Source organism: Bacillus sp. GW821-FHT11D08, assembly GCF_058808515.1.
The window spans coordinates 575,271-590,147 of sequence record NZ_JBXARS010000001.1; the positions used below are offsets into that span (position 1 = coordinate 575,271).

Sequence of the window (14,877 nt, forward strand, 5' to 3'; positions counted from 1 at the left end):
CAAAGAAGGGAGGGGCCGGTGTGGAACAAAAACAGCCCGGGCACAGCCCGAAAGCCCAGAAAATTCAGGACCGGATTATTTTAGGCACGATTTGGGTCGTGTCGGCGCTTGTCATTGCGCTCGTTGTCGGAACCGTCATGAATTATATTTGGATGTTTAAATAAAAAAGAGTCTGTGCCGGTATGACACAGACTCTTTTTTATATTATTTTTCAAACATGCTTGTAGAATGCATTGGCTGGACACGCGCTTTCGGGTCCATGTAGGCCTTCGCGTTGTTCACGGCTGTCGGAGCTTCGCCGAAACCGCTGGCGATCAGCTTGACTTTGCCTTCATATGTGCAGATATCTCCGGCGGCAAAGAAGCCTTCAATATTCGTTTCCATCGTGCTTTTGACGACGATGGAATTTTTCTCGATGTCAAGGCCCCAGTTTTTAATCGGGCCGAGAGAAGAAACAAAGCCGTAGTTTACGATCAGGTCATCAATTTCAATGATTTCTTTACGGTCGCCTTTCACTTCTTCGAGAACGAGCTGTTCGATCCGGTCTTCACCGACAAGTTCAGCGGGAACAAACGGTGTCAGCACGTTGACTTTAGAATTATGCAGGTTTTCGACACTGTGCTCATGCGCGCGGAATTTATCACGGCGGTGGATGATGCTGACTTCTTTCGCGATCGGCTCAAGCATGAGCGCCCAGTCAACCGCGGAATCGCCGCCGCCCAGAACGGCAACGCGTCTGCCTGCGAATTGATTGAGGTCGTCAATGAAGTAATGCAGGTTTTTGCCCTCATATTGTTCCGCTGATTCCAGCTCAAGCTTTCTCGGCTTAAATGCGCCGTTTCCCGCGGTGATAATAACCGTTTTTGAATAATGCGTTTCTGAATTCGTGACAAGCTTAAACACACCGTCCGCCTGTTTTTCAACAGATTCAACGGCCTGCTCTAAGCAGATGGTCTGATCGAACTTTGCCATTTGCTCTTTTAAATTGTTCACAAGTTCTTGGGCGCGGATTTTCGGGAATCCGGCTACATCATAAATATATTTTTCAGGGTACAGCGCGCTGAGCTGGCCGCCAAGCTGAGGCAGGCTCTCGATGATTTTGACGCTCGCCTGTCTCATTCCCCCGTAAAAAGCGGTAAACAGGCCGACCGGGCCGCCGCCGATGACCGTAATATCATAAACCTTTGAATCCTCTTGCATACCAAATTGCCTCCTAATTGAAAATTGTTATTAATTATAACATACAATTTAAAAGGATGACGAGTGCCGAAAACCGCCCGGCCGCTTCATTCTTGAAAAAAATTGCGGCCGCCGCTAATATGGGGACAAATTCCAATCTGTTTTTTCCTGAATGTTTTCTGATTCTTCCGGATAGTATGGTGATATGCAGACATGTGCGGTTTTCTAAAAAATTTTATATTTCATTTCATAAAATCCCGCCAATAAGCTGAAGCTAATACAAATGTTGATTTGATTATGCGTCTAACAGCAAAAAAAAGAAGGTGGATGTGATGGCATTGAATAAACCCAAAATCGTGGTTTTAGGTGCAGGTTATGGTGGATTAATGACAGTAACAAGGCTTCCGAAGCATATCGGGGCAAATGACGCTGACATTACTTTGGTCAATAAACACAATTATCATTATGAAACGACATGGATGCATGAAGCGAGCGCAGGAACGCTGCATCATGACCGCTGCAGATATCAAATAAAAGATGTAATCAATGAATCACGGGTCAAATTTGTGCAGGATACGGTAAAAGCGATAGATGTGCAAAATAAAAAGGTGACGCTTTCACAAGGGGACATCCCTTATGATTATCTTGTCATCGGGCTTGGCGCCGTCCCTGAAACATTCGGGATTAAAGGCTTAAAAGAATTCGCTTTTCCGATCGCGAATATTAATACGTCGCGCCAGCTGAAAGACCATATTGAGCTCCAATTTGCGACATACAATACGGAGGCCGAAAAACGCCCTGACCGCTTAACCATCGTTGTCGGCGGAGCGGGCTTTACGGGAATTGAATTTCTCGGTGAACTTGCGAACCGCAAGCCGGAGTTATGCAGATATTATGATATAGATGAAAGTCTCGTCCGGATCGTCTGTGTCGAGGCCGCCCCGACGGTTTTGCCGGGATTTGATCCGGAGCTTGTCGATTACGCCGTTCAATACCTTGAGAGCAAAGGCGTTGAATTTAAAATCGGCACCGCGGTTCAAGAATGCCGCGCAGACGGTGTCACAGTCGGCAAGAAAGATGAAGAGCCGGAAGAAATCAAATCCCAGACCGTTGTCTGGGCGGCGGGCGTGCGCGGACATCCGATCGTGGAGGAAGCGGGTTTTGAAAATATGCGCGGCCGTGTCAAGGTCAACCCTGATCTTCGGGCGCCGGGTCATGATGACGTTTTTATACTCGGCGACAGCTCGCTCTTTATCAATGAAGAGACGGAACGGCCGTACCCGCCGACTGCTCAGATCGCGATGCAGCAAGGAGAAACGGTCGCCAAAAATCTGGGCGGTTTGATTAAAGGAGGCCAGCTTGAAGAGTTCAAGCCTGACATTAAAGGAACCGTCGCCTCCCTCGGTGAGCATAACGCCGTCGGAGTCGTATACGGCAGGAAGCTCAAAGGCATGCCGGCGTCCTTTATGAAAAAGGTCATTGACAACCGATCGCTCTTTATGATCGGCGGGCTGGGCCTGACGCTGAAAAAAGGGAAGTTTAAATTCTTCTGAAAACCCGCGGCCGCGGGTTTTCTCTTCTTTTAAAAAAGAGCGCTATCAAAAGAATGTAAAAGAAAAAAATGAATGTTTTCGCTTACATGAGTTATTTTGTTACATATTCTGACTTGGTGCTTGACAAGTAAATATGATATATTATCAGAAAATTAAGAAAAAGGGTGATCCGCATGAAAACGACAGCAAAAAGCACGGCGGCGTGTCCGTTCTGCTCAGGTAAAGGGTATTTTCAATTGCTTCTTGGCGGCTCCGAAACATGTCCCTCCTGCCAGGGAAGCGGCAAAGAGAGACGCTGATTTTTCCAGACGTTGACTTTTTTACCGCCCCCGAGGTACACTGAAAGTGCTGTAGGGGGTGGATGTTTGTGATTAGTTTGCCGGTTGTCCTGATCTCAATTGTACTATTTTTTGTACTGTTTTTCGGCATAGGCTTTCTGTTGAACATGCTGCTTAGAATGTCGTGGATTATGGCTGTTGTCTATCCGATTGTATGCCTTTTCATTATCAGCAATAAAAAGATGATCAGTTACGTGCAGGCGCCGGGGGAATCCTTTCAAAGCCTGTTTCAGCGCATCATGTCATTAGCGGTTGCGGATGTCGTGATTTTGGCGGGCGGACTGGCGGGAGCCATCATGTCAGGCATTGCCATAAAGGCGCTCAGAAAAAGAGGATATCAAATGTTTTAAGCCGCTTTCTTATTCGAGAAAGCTTTTTTTGTGCCGCGGCGCTTTTTGTATAGCACCCCACCGAGTTGGGAACAATGACTCGGAGGAGAGTGATTTCAGATTGACGATAATCAGACGCGTATTCATGATCGTGCTCTTTTTGGGCGCATGCCATGCGACATACTTTTCCATAACCGGAGTTGAAGCAAAGGATCTGACAAATTGGATGACGGAACATCGCGGCGCCGTTTTGAAAAACATCGGCACTCCGTTTCAATCCTTACAGAATCAGCCGGAAAAGAAGGCATCAGGCAGGATAAAACCGCTGGAAGAAGCTTTTGACTGGGAACGCTATCCGTCACAAAAGGTGACGGCCACCGGTTATACCGCCGGAGCGGAATCTACCGGAAAATCTCCGGGTCATCCGCAGTACGGAATTACATATTCAGGCGTGAAGGTCAAACGCGATTTATATTCAACTGTTGCGGCCGATCCGTCTGTTTTCCCGATCGGGACGATTCTGTTTATACCGAATTACGGATACGGGGTTGTCGCCGATACCGGCTCAAAAATTAAAGGAAGCCGCCTTGACCTCTACTTTGACACCGTCAAGGACGTCTATAACAATTGGGGCAAAAAAACACTTGATGTCTACATGATTAAAAAAGGGAACGGCACAGTGACCGAGGACGAACTTGTAAAGCTGAACGAAACCAAGTCGATGCAAGTGTTCAGAAATCAATACAAAACGGTAAAAGAATAAAAACGCTTCAGCATCCGCTGAAGCGTTTTTTACATAAAGAAATAATCTAAAATCAATGTCAGCACAATACCGGTGACGCCGCCGAAGAACACTTCAATCGGCTGATGGCCGAGCAGTTCTTTCAGTTTCTTCTGTTTTTCCTTCTCTTCCGCTTTCTGAAAGTCCTTCGCTTCGCTGACAAACCGATTAAAGTCGATGACCAGTTTATTAATGACCGTCGCCTGTTCACCCGCATGCCGCCTGACACCTGTAGCGTCGAACATCGTAATGACGGCGAAAATCGCGGCGACTGCAAACAGGGGCGAGTCCAGCCCCTGTTCCAAAGCGACTCCGGTTGACAGCGCAGTGACGGCGGCGGAATGGGAGCTCGGCATGCCGCCGGTGCTCGTCACAAGAGACCAGTCAAGTTTTTTGGATACGATAAATTGAATAGGCACTTTTACAACTTGGGCAAAAATAATGGCGGCAAAACTCGCCAGTAAAGGAAAATTCATAAGTACATCCATATGCAACATCCTTTCTGTATCTGCTGATTCCGATCGTATCGAAAAACTGCAGAAAACGCCCTTAGTTTGGTAAAATAAAATCAATGATAAATGTTTTTTCATTATACCACTTTACATAACAAATACCCACATAAGGAGTGTGTACTCATGTTTTATGCATCTGATCAACTGCGGCATCCCGAAACACTGGTCATCGGTCTTTTTCAAAAAAGCACGCTGAACGGATTTACGAAGGAATTGGATGATAAATTGGACGGTCATCTGACCCAGCTGTTAAAGGATGGTGATGTGTCCGCCAAACGCAATCGTGTATCAAAAGTATACCCTCCGGCTGCGACCGGTATGAAACGTATTTATTTTATCGGCCTGGGAAGAGAAGCGGATTATTCGTTTGAAGATACGAAAGAATGCTTTGCACGAGTATTTCAGCAGATTCATCAAGATAAAAAACAGGAAGTATCCGTTTTGCTCGATACATTCGTCTCCGGGGAAGTGCCTGCCGCCGATGCCGCTCATGCGCTTTCAGAAAGCTGTCTGCTTGCGGTTTACGAAGTGCAGGATTATAAACATAAATCGAATGAGCCGGATCAGGAACTGAAATCAGTCTGCGCCGTGACCGAAGAAGACCTGAGGGAAGTGCAGGCCGGCCTGAACGTCGGAGCGGCATACGGCCAAGGGACGAATTCAGCCCGCACGCTTGTGAATATGCCGGGTAATATGCTGACGGCCACTGATTTGGCGTCATATGCCGCTGAGCTGGCGGCAAAATACGATTTCGAGTGTGAAATTTTAGAAAAAGATGAAATGGAAGAGCTCGGCATGGGCGGGCTGCTTGCTGTTAACAAGGGCTCATCCGAACCGCCGAAAATGATCGTTCTGAAGTATCAGGGCAAAGATCAGTGGGAAGACGTCATCGGCCTGGTCGGTAAAGGAATTACCTTTGATACGGGCGGATATTCAATTAAGCCGAAAACCGGCATCGTCGGCATGAAAAGCGATATGGGAGGGGCCGCCTCGGTATTAGGGGCAATGGAGATTATCGGCGAACTGCGGCCTGAACAAAACGTGCTCGCCGTCATACCGTCTACGGACAACATGATTTCGTCCGATGCGATGAAGCCGGATGATGTCATCGTTTCGCTCAGCGGAAAAACCGTTGAGATCCTGAACACCGATGCGGAAGGGCGTCTCGTGCTTGCCGACGGCATCACTTACGCCAAGCAGCACGGAGCCTCTGTCCTTGTAGACGTCGCAACGTTAACGGGCGGTGTCATTGTCGCCTTAGGGAACGAAATGACGGGCGCCATGACCAATCACGCCGCGTTTTATGAACAGGTGGCGGAATCGGCGAAAGAATCCGGCGAGCCGATCTGGCAGCTTCCGATTACAGAAAAGGATAAAAAACGGGTGAGAAACAGTCAGATGGCTGATTTGAACAATTCTCCGGGAAGAGAAGGCCACGCGATTATGGCGGGGGCATTCATTGGTGAATTCGCGGAAAACACGCCGTGGGTTCATCTCGATATTGCGGGAACCGCAACGGCGAATAAAGCGACATGCTTCGGCCCTGCCGGCGCAACAGGCGTCATGGCAAGGACGTTGGCTGTTTTGACTGAGCGCTTTACGCCCGAAAGATAACAGTATCCCGCTGCCTTGATGCAGCGGGTTTTTTGATTTCCAAAATCTTTAGTTGACTAAAGCGCAGAATATATGGTAACTTTAATTATCTACTACATTAGCAAACTAAAGGATTTTGGAGGGACTCATCAATGAATGCTGTTGTTGTCGCAGTATTGCTTATGCTCGTCTTAAGCCTGCTGCGTGTCAATATTATTATAGCTTTAATGATCGGCGCGCTTGCCGGCGGGCTGACCGGCGGCTTAGGCCTCGGAGAGACGGTGAAGGCTTTTACGGACGGTCTCGGCGGAAATGCCACCGTCGCAGTCAGCTACGCGCTGCTCGGAGCATTTGCCGCGGCGCTGACAAAGACGGGGCTTCCCGATGCAATGGTGGAAGCGTCTGTCAAACTAATCGGAAAAAAGGAAGATTCGCGGAAAAAAGCACTGTCAAAAGTATTAATCGTACTGATTATTTTAATCATATCCTGTTTCTCGCAAAACGTGGTGCCCGTTCACATTGCGTTTATTCCTGTATTGATTCCGCCGCTTTTAAAAATATTTAACGAACTTGAAATAGACCGCAGACTGATCGCGTGTGTGATGACATTCGGACTGACTGCGCCTTATATCGTTCTGCCTGTCGGATTCGGACAGATTTTCCAGGGGATGCTGAGAGATAATATGGCGTCAGCCGGTTTAAAGGTGCCGCTCAGTGATATCCCGTATGCTTTAATCATCCCGACGGCCGGGATGGCGGTCGGTTTAATTTTAGCCGTCATCGTCTTCCGGAAACCGAAGAAATATGAGACGAAGGAGATTGCCGGACTATCGTCTTCTCCTTATACGAAAAAAAGCATTGCCATCGCCTTGATCTCCATTGCCGTGTCGCTTGCCGTTCAGCTCTATCTGTCACAAGTGCTCGGAGTGGAAGGTATGATTATGGGCGCGCTTGCCGGCTTGTTTACGCTGTTTATCAGCGGAGTCATGAAGCGCAATGAAGCGGATAAGCTGATCACGGACGGCATGATTCTGATGGCTTTTATCGGGTTTGTCATGCTTGTTGCGGCCGGTTTTTCAAATGTATTGAATAAAACGGGCGATGTGGCTTCCTTGGTCAAAGCATCAACAGGCTTTATCGGCCACAGCCAATCATTAGGCGCGCTCCTGATGCTGGTGGTCGGTTTATTAATCACGATGGGAATCGGATCATCATTTGCAACCGTACCCGTCATTACGACCATATTTGTCCCGCTGTGCGCTCAGCTCGGATTCAGTCCGATGGCGACGATTGCCGTAATCGGAGCGGCCGCCGCGGTCGGTGATGCGGGTTCTCCTGCAAGTGACAGTACGCTCGGGCCGACGTCAGGCCTCAGCGCCGACGGACAGCACCACCACATTTGGGATACGTGCGTACCGACATTTATTTTCTATAACATTCCGCTTGTGATATTCGGCTGGATTGCCGCGCTTGTCCTGTAAAAAAAGGCTCCCGGAAAGGGGAGCCTTTTTGTATGCTGAGAACATCTTACGCCGGGTTTCTGCTGAACCCCGTCGCTTTATGAATAGACCTGTAAACGGCAGGCGCGATTGATGCCAATAACAGTGCTAAAACGATATCTTTTATGAAAAACCATATCATGTAAAACCAGGCCATTCCGTAGCTGATCGGAGCATGAAGCCATAATTTCAGCGCAATATACGTATAGGTCGTGCCAATGATATAAATGACGGCGGTACCGATCAAAGAGGCCCATGCATAATGCAGGCGGCCGGGTTTTTTTGTTTTTTCCAGCAGCCATCCGGCTGCAAATGCCGCCGGGATATAAGCGAGAATAAATCCGCCGCTCTTTCCGATAAACGGCGCAAAGCCTGCTGAGAATTGAGCGAAAACAGGCGCCCCCGCGAGTCCGGCCAATGCGTATACCGTCATTGCAATGGCTGCCCGTCTGGCGCCGAGAAGCATCGCGGCTAACAGACAAAAGAAAGGCTGCAGCGATAACGGAATTCCCGCAACTTGCAAAAAAGGAGCCATTGATGTAATGTTGGCGCCGACGGCCATCAGTGCGGCAAACATGCCGATAAGCGCCATATCGCCCGCGCGAAGGTTGCGTTGTTTCATTTGTTTTTCCCCCTTACACTTGTACCAGATTAGCGTAATCGAAGGGTGATTGATTGTCAACAAAGATTTAACACAGGTTTACTAAATGGAGGGAGCCATATGTTTTTCGGGAAAACGAAACAAACAAAACAGTCGGAACGGATTCCGCCAAATCAAAATGTCACAACGAAGTTTCCCGTGCTTCACGCCGGAAATGTTCCTTATTATGAAGATATGTCAAAATGGAATCTGCAAGTGTACGGACTTGTTGACCGTCCTATGCTGTTAAGCTTTGAAGATATCAAATCCTTTCCTGAAGCCGAAGTGAAAAATGATATTCATTGCGTTACGGGCTGGTCCCGTCTTGATAATATCTGGCAGGGAATACGCGCCAAAGACATCGCTGAGAAAGCGGGCGTGCACAAAGAAGCGGGATTCGTCATTCTGCACGCTGAAGAGGGCTGGACGGCCAACCTGCCGCTTTCTGATTTTGCGCGGGAAACATCCCTGCTGGCATATGCGCATAACGGCGAGCCGTTAACGCCAGAGCACGGCTATCCGCTCAGAGGCGTTTTCCCCCATCTTTATTTTTGGAAAAGCGCAAAATGGCTGCGCGGCATTCAGTTCACAAAGGAAAACCACCCCGGCTTTTGGGAGAAAAACGGCTACCATATGAGGGGAGATCCATGGAAGAATGAGCGCTTTACATGGGATTAAGCCCCTATCACTATATAGTTCTTAGGTACCTTATTGAAATAAGGTGCTTTTTTTATATCAAAAATCCATTGACTTTGTTTGGCAAAAAACCTATTATTTGAGGTGTCTTTTGATATTGAAAATCATTATCAATAAGCATAGATAAAGCAATTGCCGCAAAGGGGATGAACACATAATGGACGGAAAACAAATAAAGCGGGGTTTCGCGCCGGTCGGCCGATACGCGGTTCCGGGCACAGAAGTAAGAGAAATGCGCTCAAAAGGAGGCCGTACGTATCGTATCTTTGTCTCTTTTCCTCAGGAAGAACCGCCTGCATCCGGCTTCCCCGTCATATACCTGCTCGATGCGAATTCCGTATTCGGCACAATGGCCGAAGCTTTGCGGGTGCAAAGCCGACGGCCTGAAAAAACAGGCGTTGTTCCGGCGGTGATTGTCGGAATCGGCTACCCGACAGATCAGCCGTTTTCCGCCGAACGGCACAGTGATTTTACGATGCCGCTTTCTGAATCAGAACTGCCGGTGCATCCGCGCGGCGCGGCATGGCCCGAACAGGGAGGGGCGGAAGCGTTTCTGAGTTTTATAGAAGAAGAAGTAAAGCCCGCGATGGAGCGGGATTATCCGATCGACAGAGGCAGGCAGACGATTTTCGGCCATTCGCTGGGCGGTCTTTTTGTGCTGCAAGTGCTTTTGACGAGGCCGGACATGTTTCAGACCTATGTTGCCGGGAGTCCGTCAATTCACTGGAACAAGCGTTTTATTCAGGAAAAAGCGGAACGTTTGTCGGACCGGCTCTCTGCGGAAAATCTTCAAGTCAGCGTATTGCTGGCTGCGGGAGAAATTGAAAAAACACATAAAAGCAGAATCCCGCAGCACGCAGAGGCGCTGTACTCTTTATTATCCGGGTTTGAAGATGATGGAGTCCGTACTGAATACAGCGAGTTTGAAGGAGAGGGCCATATTTCTGTCCTGCCCGTTTTAATCAGCAGGGCCCTGCGTTTCTGCCTGAATCCGGGAGGGCCGCATACCCCGTATTCTCCCGCATGAGAAAAAACAGGCCCTTCGAACTAAATGCGGCTGATTCTAATTTTCTAATTGACTGCGTGTTTTGATTTGGATATGATTGTCTTGAATCATAATTGATAATGATAATCATTATTAATATAGAAAGGGAATGATAATATGGACGCATTGGGAATGAAAGGGAAAACGGCCGTTGTCACCGGCGCCGCTCAAGGCATCGGAGAAGCAACAGCGCTTGCCCTTGCTGAACAAGGCGTAAATGTGGCAGCTATAGATACAAATGAAGACCTGCTTCTCGGGCTTACTGACAGACTCCGGCAAAAAGGCGTGCAGGCGCAGGGGTTTGCCGCAGATGTATCTGACAGTGCGGCTGTCAATAATATCATCGCCGCCGTTGAACGCGACATGGGGCCTATTGAAATATTGGCGAACGTTGCGGGCGTGCTGCGGCCGGGTCCGGTGCAATCTCTCAGTGATGAAGATTGGGATCAAACATTTTCTGTTAATACGACCGGCGTATTTCATGTGTCAAGGGCTGTAAGCCGGTACATGATTGAGCGGAAAAAGGGCGCCATCGTTACGGTCGGTTCGAATGCAGCTAGCGTTCCGCGTGCTTCCATGGCGGCTTATGCGGCGTCAAAAGCGGCTGCCGTCATGTTTACGAAATGCCTCGGACTGGAGCTTGCGGCCCATCATATCCGCTGCAACATCGTATCTCCGGGTTCAACGGAAACCGACATGCAGCGGGCGCTGTGGCAGGACGAGAACGGAGCCCGGGACGTCATCAGAGGTTCGCTTGATACATATAAAACGGGAATTCCGCTTCAAAAGCTGGCGAAGCCTTCTGATATTGCAAATGCCGTTTTGTTTCTGGCTTCTGAACAGGCAAACCATATTACGATGCATGATTTATGCGTTGATGGCGGCGCTACTTTAGGCGTTTGATTTAACGAGAAGGAGGGACAAACATGACAAATCAACATGTATTGACGGAAGTGTCTGCAAAAGAGGTGCTGGACGCTTACAAGCCCGGGGCGTTCTTTTTAGCTTCCCCGAAAAGTACGATGCTTGCGGAAGGAATGTTTGCGGAAGTGCCTGATACAGACGCGGAAAATCAGCTGGATTCACTGCCTGAACGCGTGAGACAGACGCTTCTTGAGGCAAAGCAAGCCGGCATCAAACATCCGATTGCGGCCGGCGCCATTCCTTTTGACGGCAGAAAAGCTTCCCGGCTTTTTGTACCGAAGAATGTCCATACGGCAGGCCCGCTTTCGTTTGCGGAATCTTCCGCAGAAAAGCCGCAATCCAATACATATGACATCCGTCCCGTTCCGGAGCCTGAGGGCTTTATGAGCGGTGTGGAACAAGGCGTATTCAGCATTACGGACGGTCCGCTCAGCAAAATCGTGCTGTCAAGGACGCTTCATCTGACCGCTGAAAAGGATATCGACATTCCACAGGCCGTCAAGCATTTGGCGCAGCACAACCCGCGCGGCTATACATTCGCTGCGGATGTGACGGGAACGTCAGAAACAAGAAAAACGCTTTTCGGCGCAAGTCCTGAACTGCTGCTGTCCAAAAACGGAACATCGATTCTGTCCAATCCGCTGGCAGGTTCCAGACCTCGCAGCACAGATCCCGCCGAGGATCAGAGAAGAGCGGAAGAACTGCTGCAATCAGCAAAAGATCTGCATGAACATGCCGTAGTCGTGGCCGCCGTGGCCGCCGCCCTTAAACCGTTCTGCCGTGTGCTTGATGTGCCGGAAAAACCGTCACTCATTAAAACTGAGGCGATGTGGCACCTGTCCACCGAGGTAAAGGGAGAGCTGCGTGATCCGTCAACGACATCACTTGAGCTGGCCATCGCCCTGCATCCGACACCCGCGGTATGCGGAACGCCGACGGATGCGGCGAGAGAAGCGATTCAGGATATTGAGCCGTTTGACCGCAATTTCTACACGGGAATGGCGGGCTGGTGTGATGCTGAGGGTGACGGAGAATGGATTATCGCACTCCGCTGCGCCGAAGCGGAAACAAGGTCTCTCCGGCTCTTTGCGGGTGCCGGGATTGTCGCCGGATCAAAGCCGCAGGATGAATTGGACGAGACCTCGGCCAAATTCCGCACCATGCTCCGGGCGATGGGGCTTTACCAAGATGAGTTGTAAAAAAGGAGGGAACGGATCGTGCTGACTGGATTTACGCCATGGCCGGAAGAATGGGCTGACAAATACCGAAAAGACGGCTGCTGGAAGGGTGAGACGTTCGGAGGAATGCTGAAAGAGCGCGCGGCTTTATACGGAAATCAAACTGCCGTGACGTGTAAAGATGTACATTGGACCTACAAAGAATTAGATGAAAGGGCAGATCGTTTAGCGGCGGGGCTGCATAAGCTCGGAATTCAAAAGGAAGACCGCGTTGTCGTTCAGCTGCCGAATATCGCTGAGTTTTTTGAAGTGATTTTCGCGCTGTTCCGGCTGGGAGCGCTGCCCGTTTTCGCGCTGCCTTCTCATAGAAGCAGTGAGATTACGTATTTCTGCGAGTTTGCAGAGGCGAAAGCATACATCATTCCTGATATGCATTCAGGTTTTGATTACAGGGCGCTTGCCAGACAGGTGAAAGACAAACTTCCGGATTTGGCGCATGTCATTGTGGCCGGCGAAGCTGAAGAGTTTCAAGAACTGAGCAGCCTGCATAGAGAGCCTGTTCAGCTGGAAGATATAAGCCCGGCGGAAGTCGCCTTTTTACAGCTTTCAGGAGGCAGTACGGGGCTGTCCAAGCTGATTCCGCGAACACACGACGATTACATATACAGTTTGCGCATCAGTGCGGAAATATGCGGCTTGGATCATCACAGCGTTTATTTGGCCGCTCTGCCGACAGCGCATAATTATCCGCTCAGCTCGCCAGGTGTGCTGGGAACTTTATATGCCGGGGGCCGGGTTGTTCTGTCACCGACGCCGAGTCCGGATGACTGCTTCCCGTTAATTGAAAAAGAACGTGTCACGATTACAGCGCTCGTCCCGCCGCTTGCGATGGTGTGGATGGACGCATCCGGTTCGCGAAGTGATGATTTATCAAGCCTTCAAGTGCTGCAGGTGGGAGGCGCCAAATTCAGTGCTGAGGCGGCCCGCCGCGTGAAGAGCGCTTTCGGATGCACCCTTCAGCAGGTTTTCGGAATGGCGGAAGGATTGGTGAATTATACGAGACTGGATGATCCTGAAGAGATCATTGTCAATACGCAAGGCAGACCGATGTCCCCTTTTGATGAGGTAAGGGTTTTAGACGATGACGGGCGGGATGTCGCCCCCGGTGAAGCGGGACATTTGTTTACACGCGGCCCTTACACGATTCGCGGATATTATAAAGCGCCTGAACATAATGAAAGATCATTCACAGCCGACGGATTTTATCAGACCGGCGATATCGTCAAACTGACGGCGGACGGCTATATCATCGTCGAAGGACGTGCGAAAGATCAAATCAATCGGGGCGGTGAAAAAATAGCCGCTGAGGAGGTGGAAAATCACCTTCTTGCGCATCCTGCCGTTCATGATGCGGCCATGGTTTCAATGCCGGATGATTTTCTCGGGGAGCGTTCCTGTGTGTTCGTCATCCCGAAAGGAGAAGCGCCGAAACCGGGAGAGCTGAAAGCATTTTTGCGTGAGCGCGGACTGGCGGCATATAAAATCCCCGACCGGATTGAATTTATCGCTTCTTTTCCGAAAACCGGCGTCGGCAAGGTCAGTAAAAAGGATCTTCGCGAAACGATCGCCCAAAAAGTAAAGCCGGCTGAAATCAAACAATCTTAAAAAAGGAAGTGTTTACATTGGCTATACCGTCTATTCCCGCATATGCGCTGCCGACAGCGTCAGATATGCCTGAAAATAAAGTATCGTGGACGCTGAATCCGAAACGCGCGGTGCTTCTGATCCATGACATGCAGAATTATTTCGTCGATGCTTTTGCGAAAGGTGAAGCTCCGATCACAGAGGCGTCTCAGAATATCAAAAAAATAAAAGAGCAATGCAAAGCACTCGGCATTCCGGTGGTGTATACCGCACAGCCGGGCAGCCAAGACCCGGCGGACCGTGCGCTGCTGACGGATTTTTGGGGGCCGGGGCTAAAAAGCGGGCCTTATGAAGAAAAGGTCATTCCGGAGCTTGCCCCGGATGATCAGGACATTGTCCTCACAAAGTGGAGATACAGCGCGTTTAAACGGACGAATCTCCTTGACATCATGCGTGAAAGCGGCAGAGACCAGCTCATGATTACGGGAATTTATGCACACATCGGCTGTCTCGTCACAGCCTGTGAAGCATTTATGGATGATATCCAAAGCTTCTTTATCGGAGACGCCGTTGCTGATTTTTCTTCAGAAAAACATAAGATGGCCATCGAATATGCGTCTCAGCGCTGCGCTTACACAGCTTTGACAAACGAAGTGCTGGAGCTGCTGGGCGGCGCGCCGGTTTCTGAAGGAGAAGGGAAGGCTTCCGCCGTATTGACAAAAGACCGGGTGCGGGAACAAATTGCGGCGATTCTTCAAGAATCACCGTCTGATATTCCGGATCATGAAGACCTGCTGGACAGAGGTCTTGACTCCGTCAGAATCATGAGTCTTGTCGAACAATGGCGCCGTGACGGAGCTGAAGTGACGTTTGTGGAACTGGCGGAGAACCCGACGCTGGAAGAGTGGTGGAGACTTCTTTCTTCCCGATCTCAAAAAGTCTTGCCGAACGCAGATTATTTATAAA

Annotated in this window: 16 protein-coding genes; 13 read left to right on the top strand and 3 right to left on the bottom strand. The window is 49.6% G+C overall.

Features of this window, described 5'->3' with window-relative positions; translation table 11 throughout:
- Positions 1 to 20 precede the first annotated feature (20 nt).
- Positions 21 to 164 (top strand): hypothetical protein, encoded by a 144-nt coding sequence (locus AC1RRX_RS02960; RefSeq protein WP_003151982.1) that lies wholly within the window; start codon positions 21 to 23, stop codon positions 162 to 164.
- Between the two features lie 40 nt (positions 165 to 204).
- Here AC1RRX_RS02960 and yumC read toward each other — a convergent pair whose 3' ends face one another.
- Positions 205 to 1,200, bottom strand: coding sequence for a ferredoxin--NADP reductase 2 (gene yumC / locus AC1RRX_RS02965; protein WP_020956286.1), 996 nt, complete (start codon positions 1,198 to 1,200; stop codon positions 205 to 207).
- A gap of 311 nt (positions 1,201 to 1,511) precedes the next feature.
- Between yumC and AC1RRX_RS02970 the strand changes: the two genes are divergently transcribed.
- From AC1RRX_RS02970 to spsC, 4 genes are all read left to right on the top strand, one after another.
- Positions 1,512 to 2,732: an NAD(P)/FAD-dependent oxidoreductase gene (locus tag AC1RRX_RS02970; protein ID WP_007408709.1), complete on the top strand. Its 1,221-nt coding sequence runs from the start codon at positions 1,512 to 1,514 to the stop codon at positions 2,730 to 2,732.
- A 173-nt stretch (positions 2,733 to 2,905) separates the two neighbouring features.
- Positions 2,906 to 3,031, top strand: coding sequence for a YuiA family protein (locus tag AC1RRX_RS02975; protein WP_007408708.1), 126 nt, complete (start codon positions 2,906 to 2,908; stop codon positions 3,029 to 3,031).
- A 68-nt stretch (positions 3,032 to 3,099) separates the two neighbouring features.
- Positions 3,100 to 3,420 carry a YuiB family protein gene (locus tag AC1RRX_RS02980; protein ID WP_003151989.1) on the top strand — a complete coding sequence of 107 codons (321 nt, stop codon included), beginning with the start codon at positions 3,100 to 3,102 and terminating at the stop codon, positions 3,418 to 3,420.
- A 100-nt stretch (positions 3,421 to 3,520) separates the two neighbouring features.
- Positions 3,521 to 4,162 (top strand): stationary phase survival protein SpsC, encoded by a 642-nt coding sequence (gene spsC, locus AC1RRX_RS02985; RefSeq protein WP_012118336.1) that lies wholly within the window; start codon positions 3,521 to 3,523, stop codon positions 4,160 to 4,162.
- A 29-nt stretch (positions 4,163 to 4,191) separates the two neighbouring features.
- Here the strand turns inward: spsC and AC1RRX_RS02990 are convergent, their stop codons facing one another.
- Entirely contained in the window at positions 4,192 to 4,668 is a 477-nt protein-coding gene (locus AC1RRX_RS02990; protein ID WP_021495380.1) for a divergent PAP2 family protein, read from the bottom strand.
- 147 nt (positions 4,669 to 4,815) lie between these two features.
- On the opposite strand from AC1RRX_RS02990, the gene AC1RRX_RS02995 reads away from it, so the two are divergent.
- Positions 4,816 to 6,306 (top strand): leucyl aminopeptidase, encoded by a 1,491-nt coding sequence (locus AC1RRX_RS02995; protein ID WP_108724749.1) that lies wholly within the window; start codon positions 4,816 to 4,818, stop codon positions 6,304 to 6,306.
- A 131-nt stretch (positions 6,307 to 6,437) separates the two neighbouring features.
- Positions 6,438 to 7,766, top strand: a complete 1,329-nt coding sequence (locus AC1RRX_RS03000; protein WP_007613482.1) for a Na+/H+ antiporter NhaC family protein — start codon at positions 6,438 to 6,440, stop codon at positions 7,764 to 7,766.
- A 46-nt stretch (positions 7,767 to 7,812) separates the two neighbouring features.
- On the opposite strand, the gene AC1RRX_RS03005 is transcribed toward AC1RRX_RS03000, so the two are convergent.
- Complete coding sequence (locus AC1RRX_RS03005) at positions 7,813 to 8,406, bottom strand: biotin transporter BioY (RefSeq protein WP_007408702.1); 594 nt, start codon at positions 8,404 to 8,406, stop codon at positions 7,813 to 7,815.
- A 99-nt stretch (positions 8,407 to 8,505) separates the two neighbouring features.
- On the opposite strand from AC1RRX_RS03005, the gene AC1RRX_RS03010 reads away from it, so the two are divergent.
- The 6 genes from AC1RRX_RS03010 (at position 8,506) to AC1RRX_RS03035 (ending at position 14,876) form a co-directional block, all read left to right on the top strand.
- Complete coding sequence (locus tag AC1RRX_RS03010; RefSeq protein ID WP_007408701.1) at positions 8,506 to 9,102, top strand: sulfite oxidase-like oxidoreductase; 597 nt, start codon at positions 8,506 to 8,508, stop codon at positions 9,100 to 9,102.
- Positions 9,103 to 9,277: 175 nt separating this feature from the next.
- On the top strand, positions 9,278 to 10,147 hold the full coding sequence (locus AC1RRX_RS03015; protein WP_144463929.1) for an alpha/beta hydrolase: 870 nt from the start codon (positions 9,278 to 9,280) through the stop codon (positions 10,145 to 10,147).
- 135 nt (positions 10,148 to 10,282) lie between these two features.
- Positions 10,283 to 11,068 (top strand): 2,3-dihydro-2,3-dihydroxybenzoate dehydrogenase, encoded by a 786-nt coding sequence (locus AC1RRX_RS03020; protein WP_045208765.1) that lies wholly within the window; start codon positions 10,283 to 10,285, stop codon positions 11,066 to 11,068.
- Between the two features lie 23 nt (positions 11,069 to 11,091).
- Positions 11,092 to 12,288, top strand: coding sequence for an isochorismate synthase DhbC (dhbC, locus tag AC1RRX_RS03025; RefSeq protein WP_144463930.1), 1,197 nt, complete (start codon positions 11,092 to 11,094; stop codon positions 12,286 to 12,288).
- Between the two features lie 18 nt (positions 12,289 to 12,306).
- Positions 12,307 to 13,932 carry a (2,3-dihydroxybenzoyl)adenylate synthase gene (locus AC1RRX_RS03030; protein WP_039063535.1) on the top strand — a complete coding sequence of 542 codons (1,626 nt, stop codon included), beginning with the start codon at positions 12,307 to 12,309 and terminating at the stop codon, positions 13,930 to 13,932.
- A 17-nt stretch (positions 13,933 to 13,949) separates the two neighbouring features.
- Entirely contained in the window at positions 13,950 to 14,876 is a 927-nt protein-coding gene (locus AC1RRX_RS03035; protein WP_053104629.1) for an isochorismatase, read from the top strand.
- The last annotated feature ends 1 nt before the right edge of the window (position 14,877 follow it).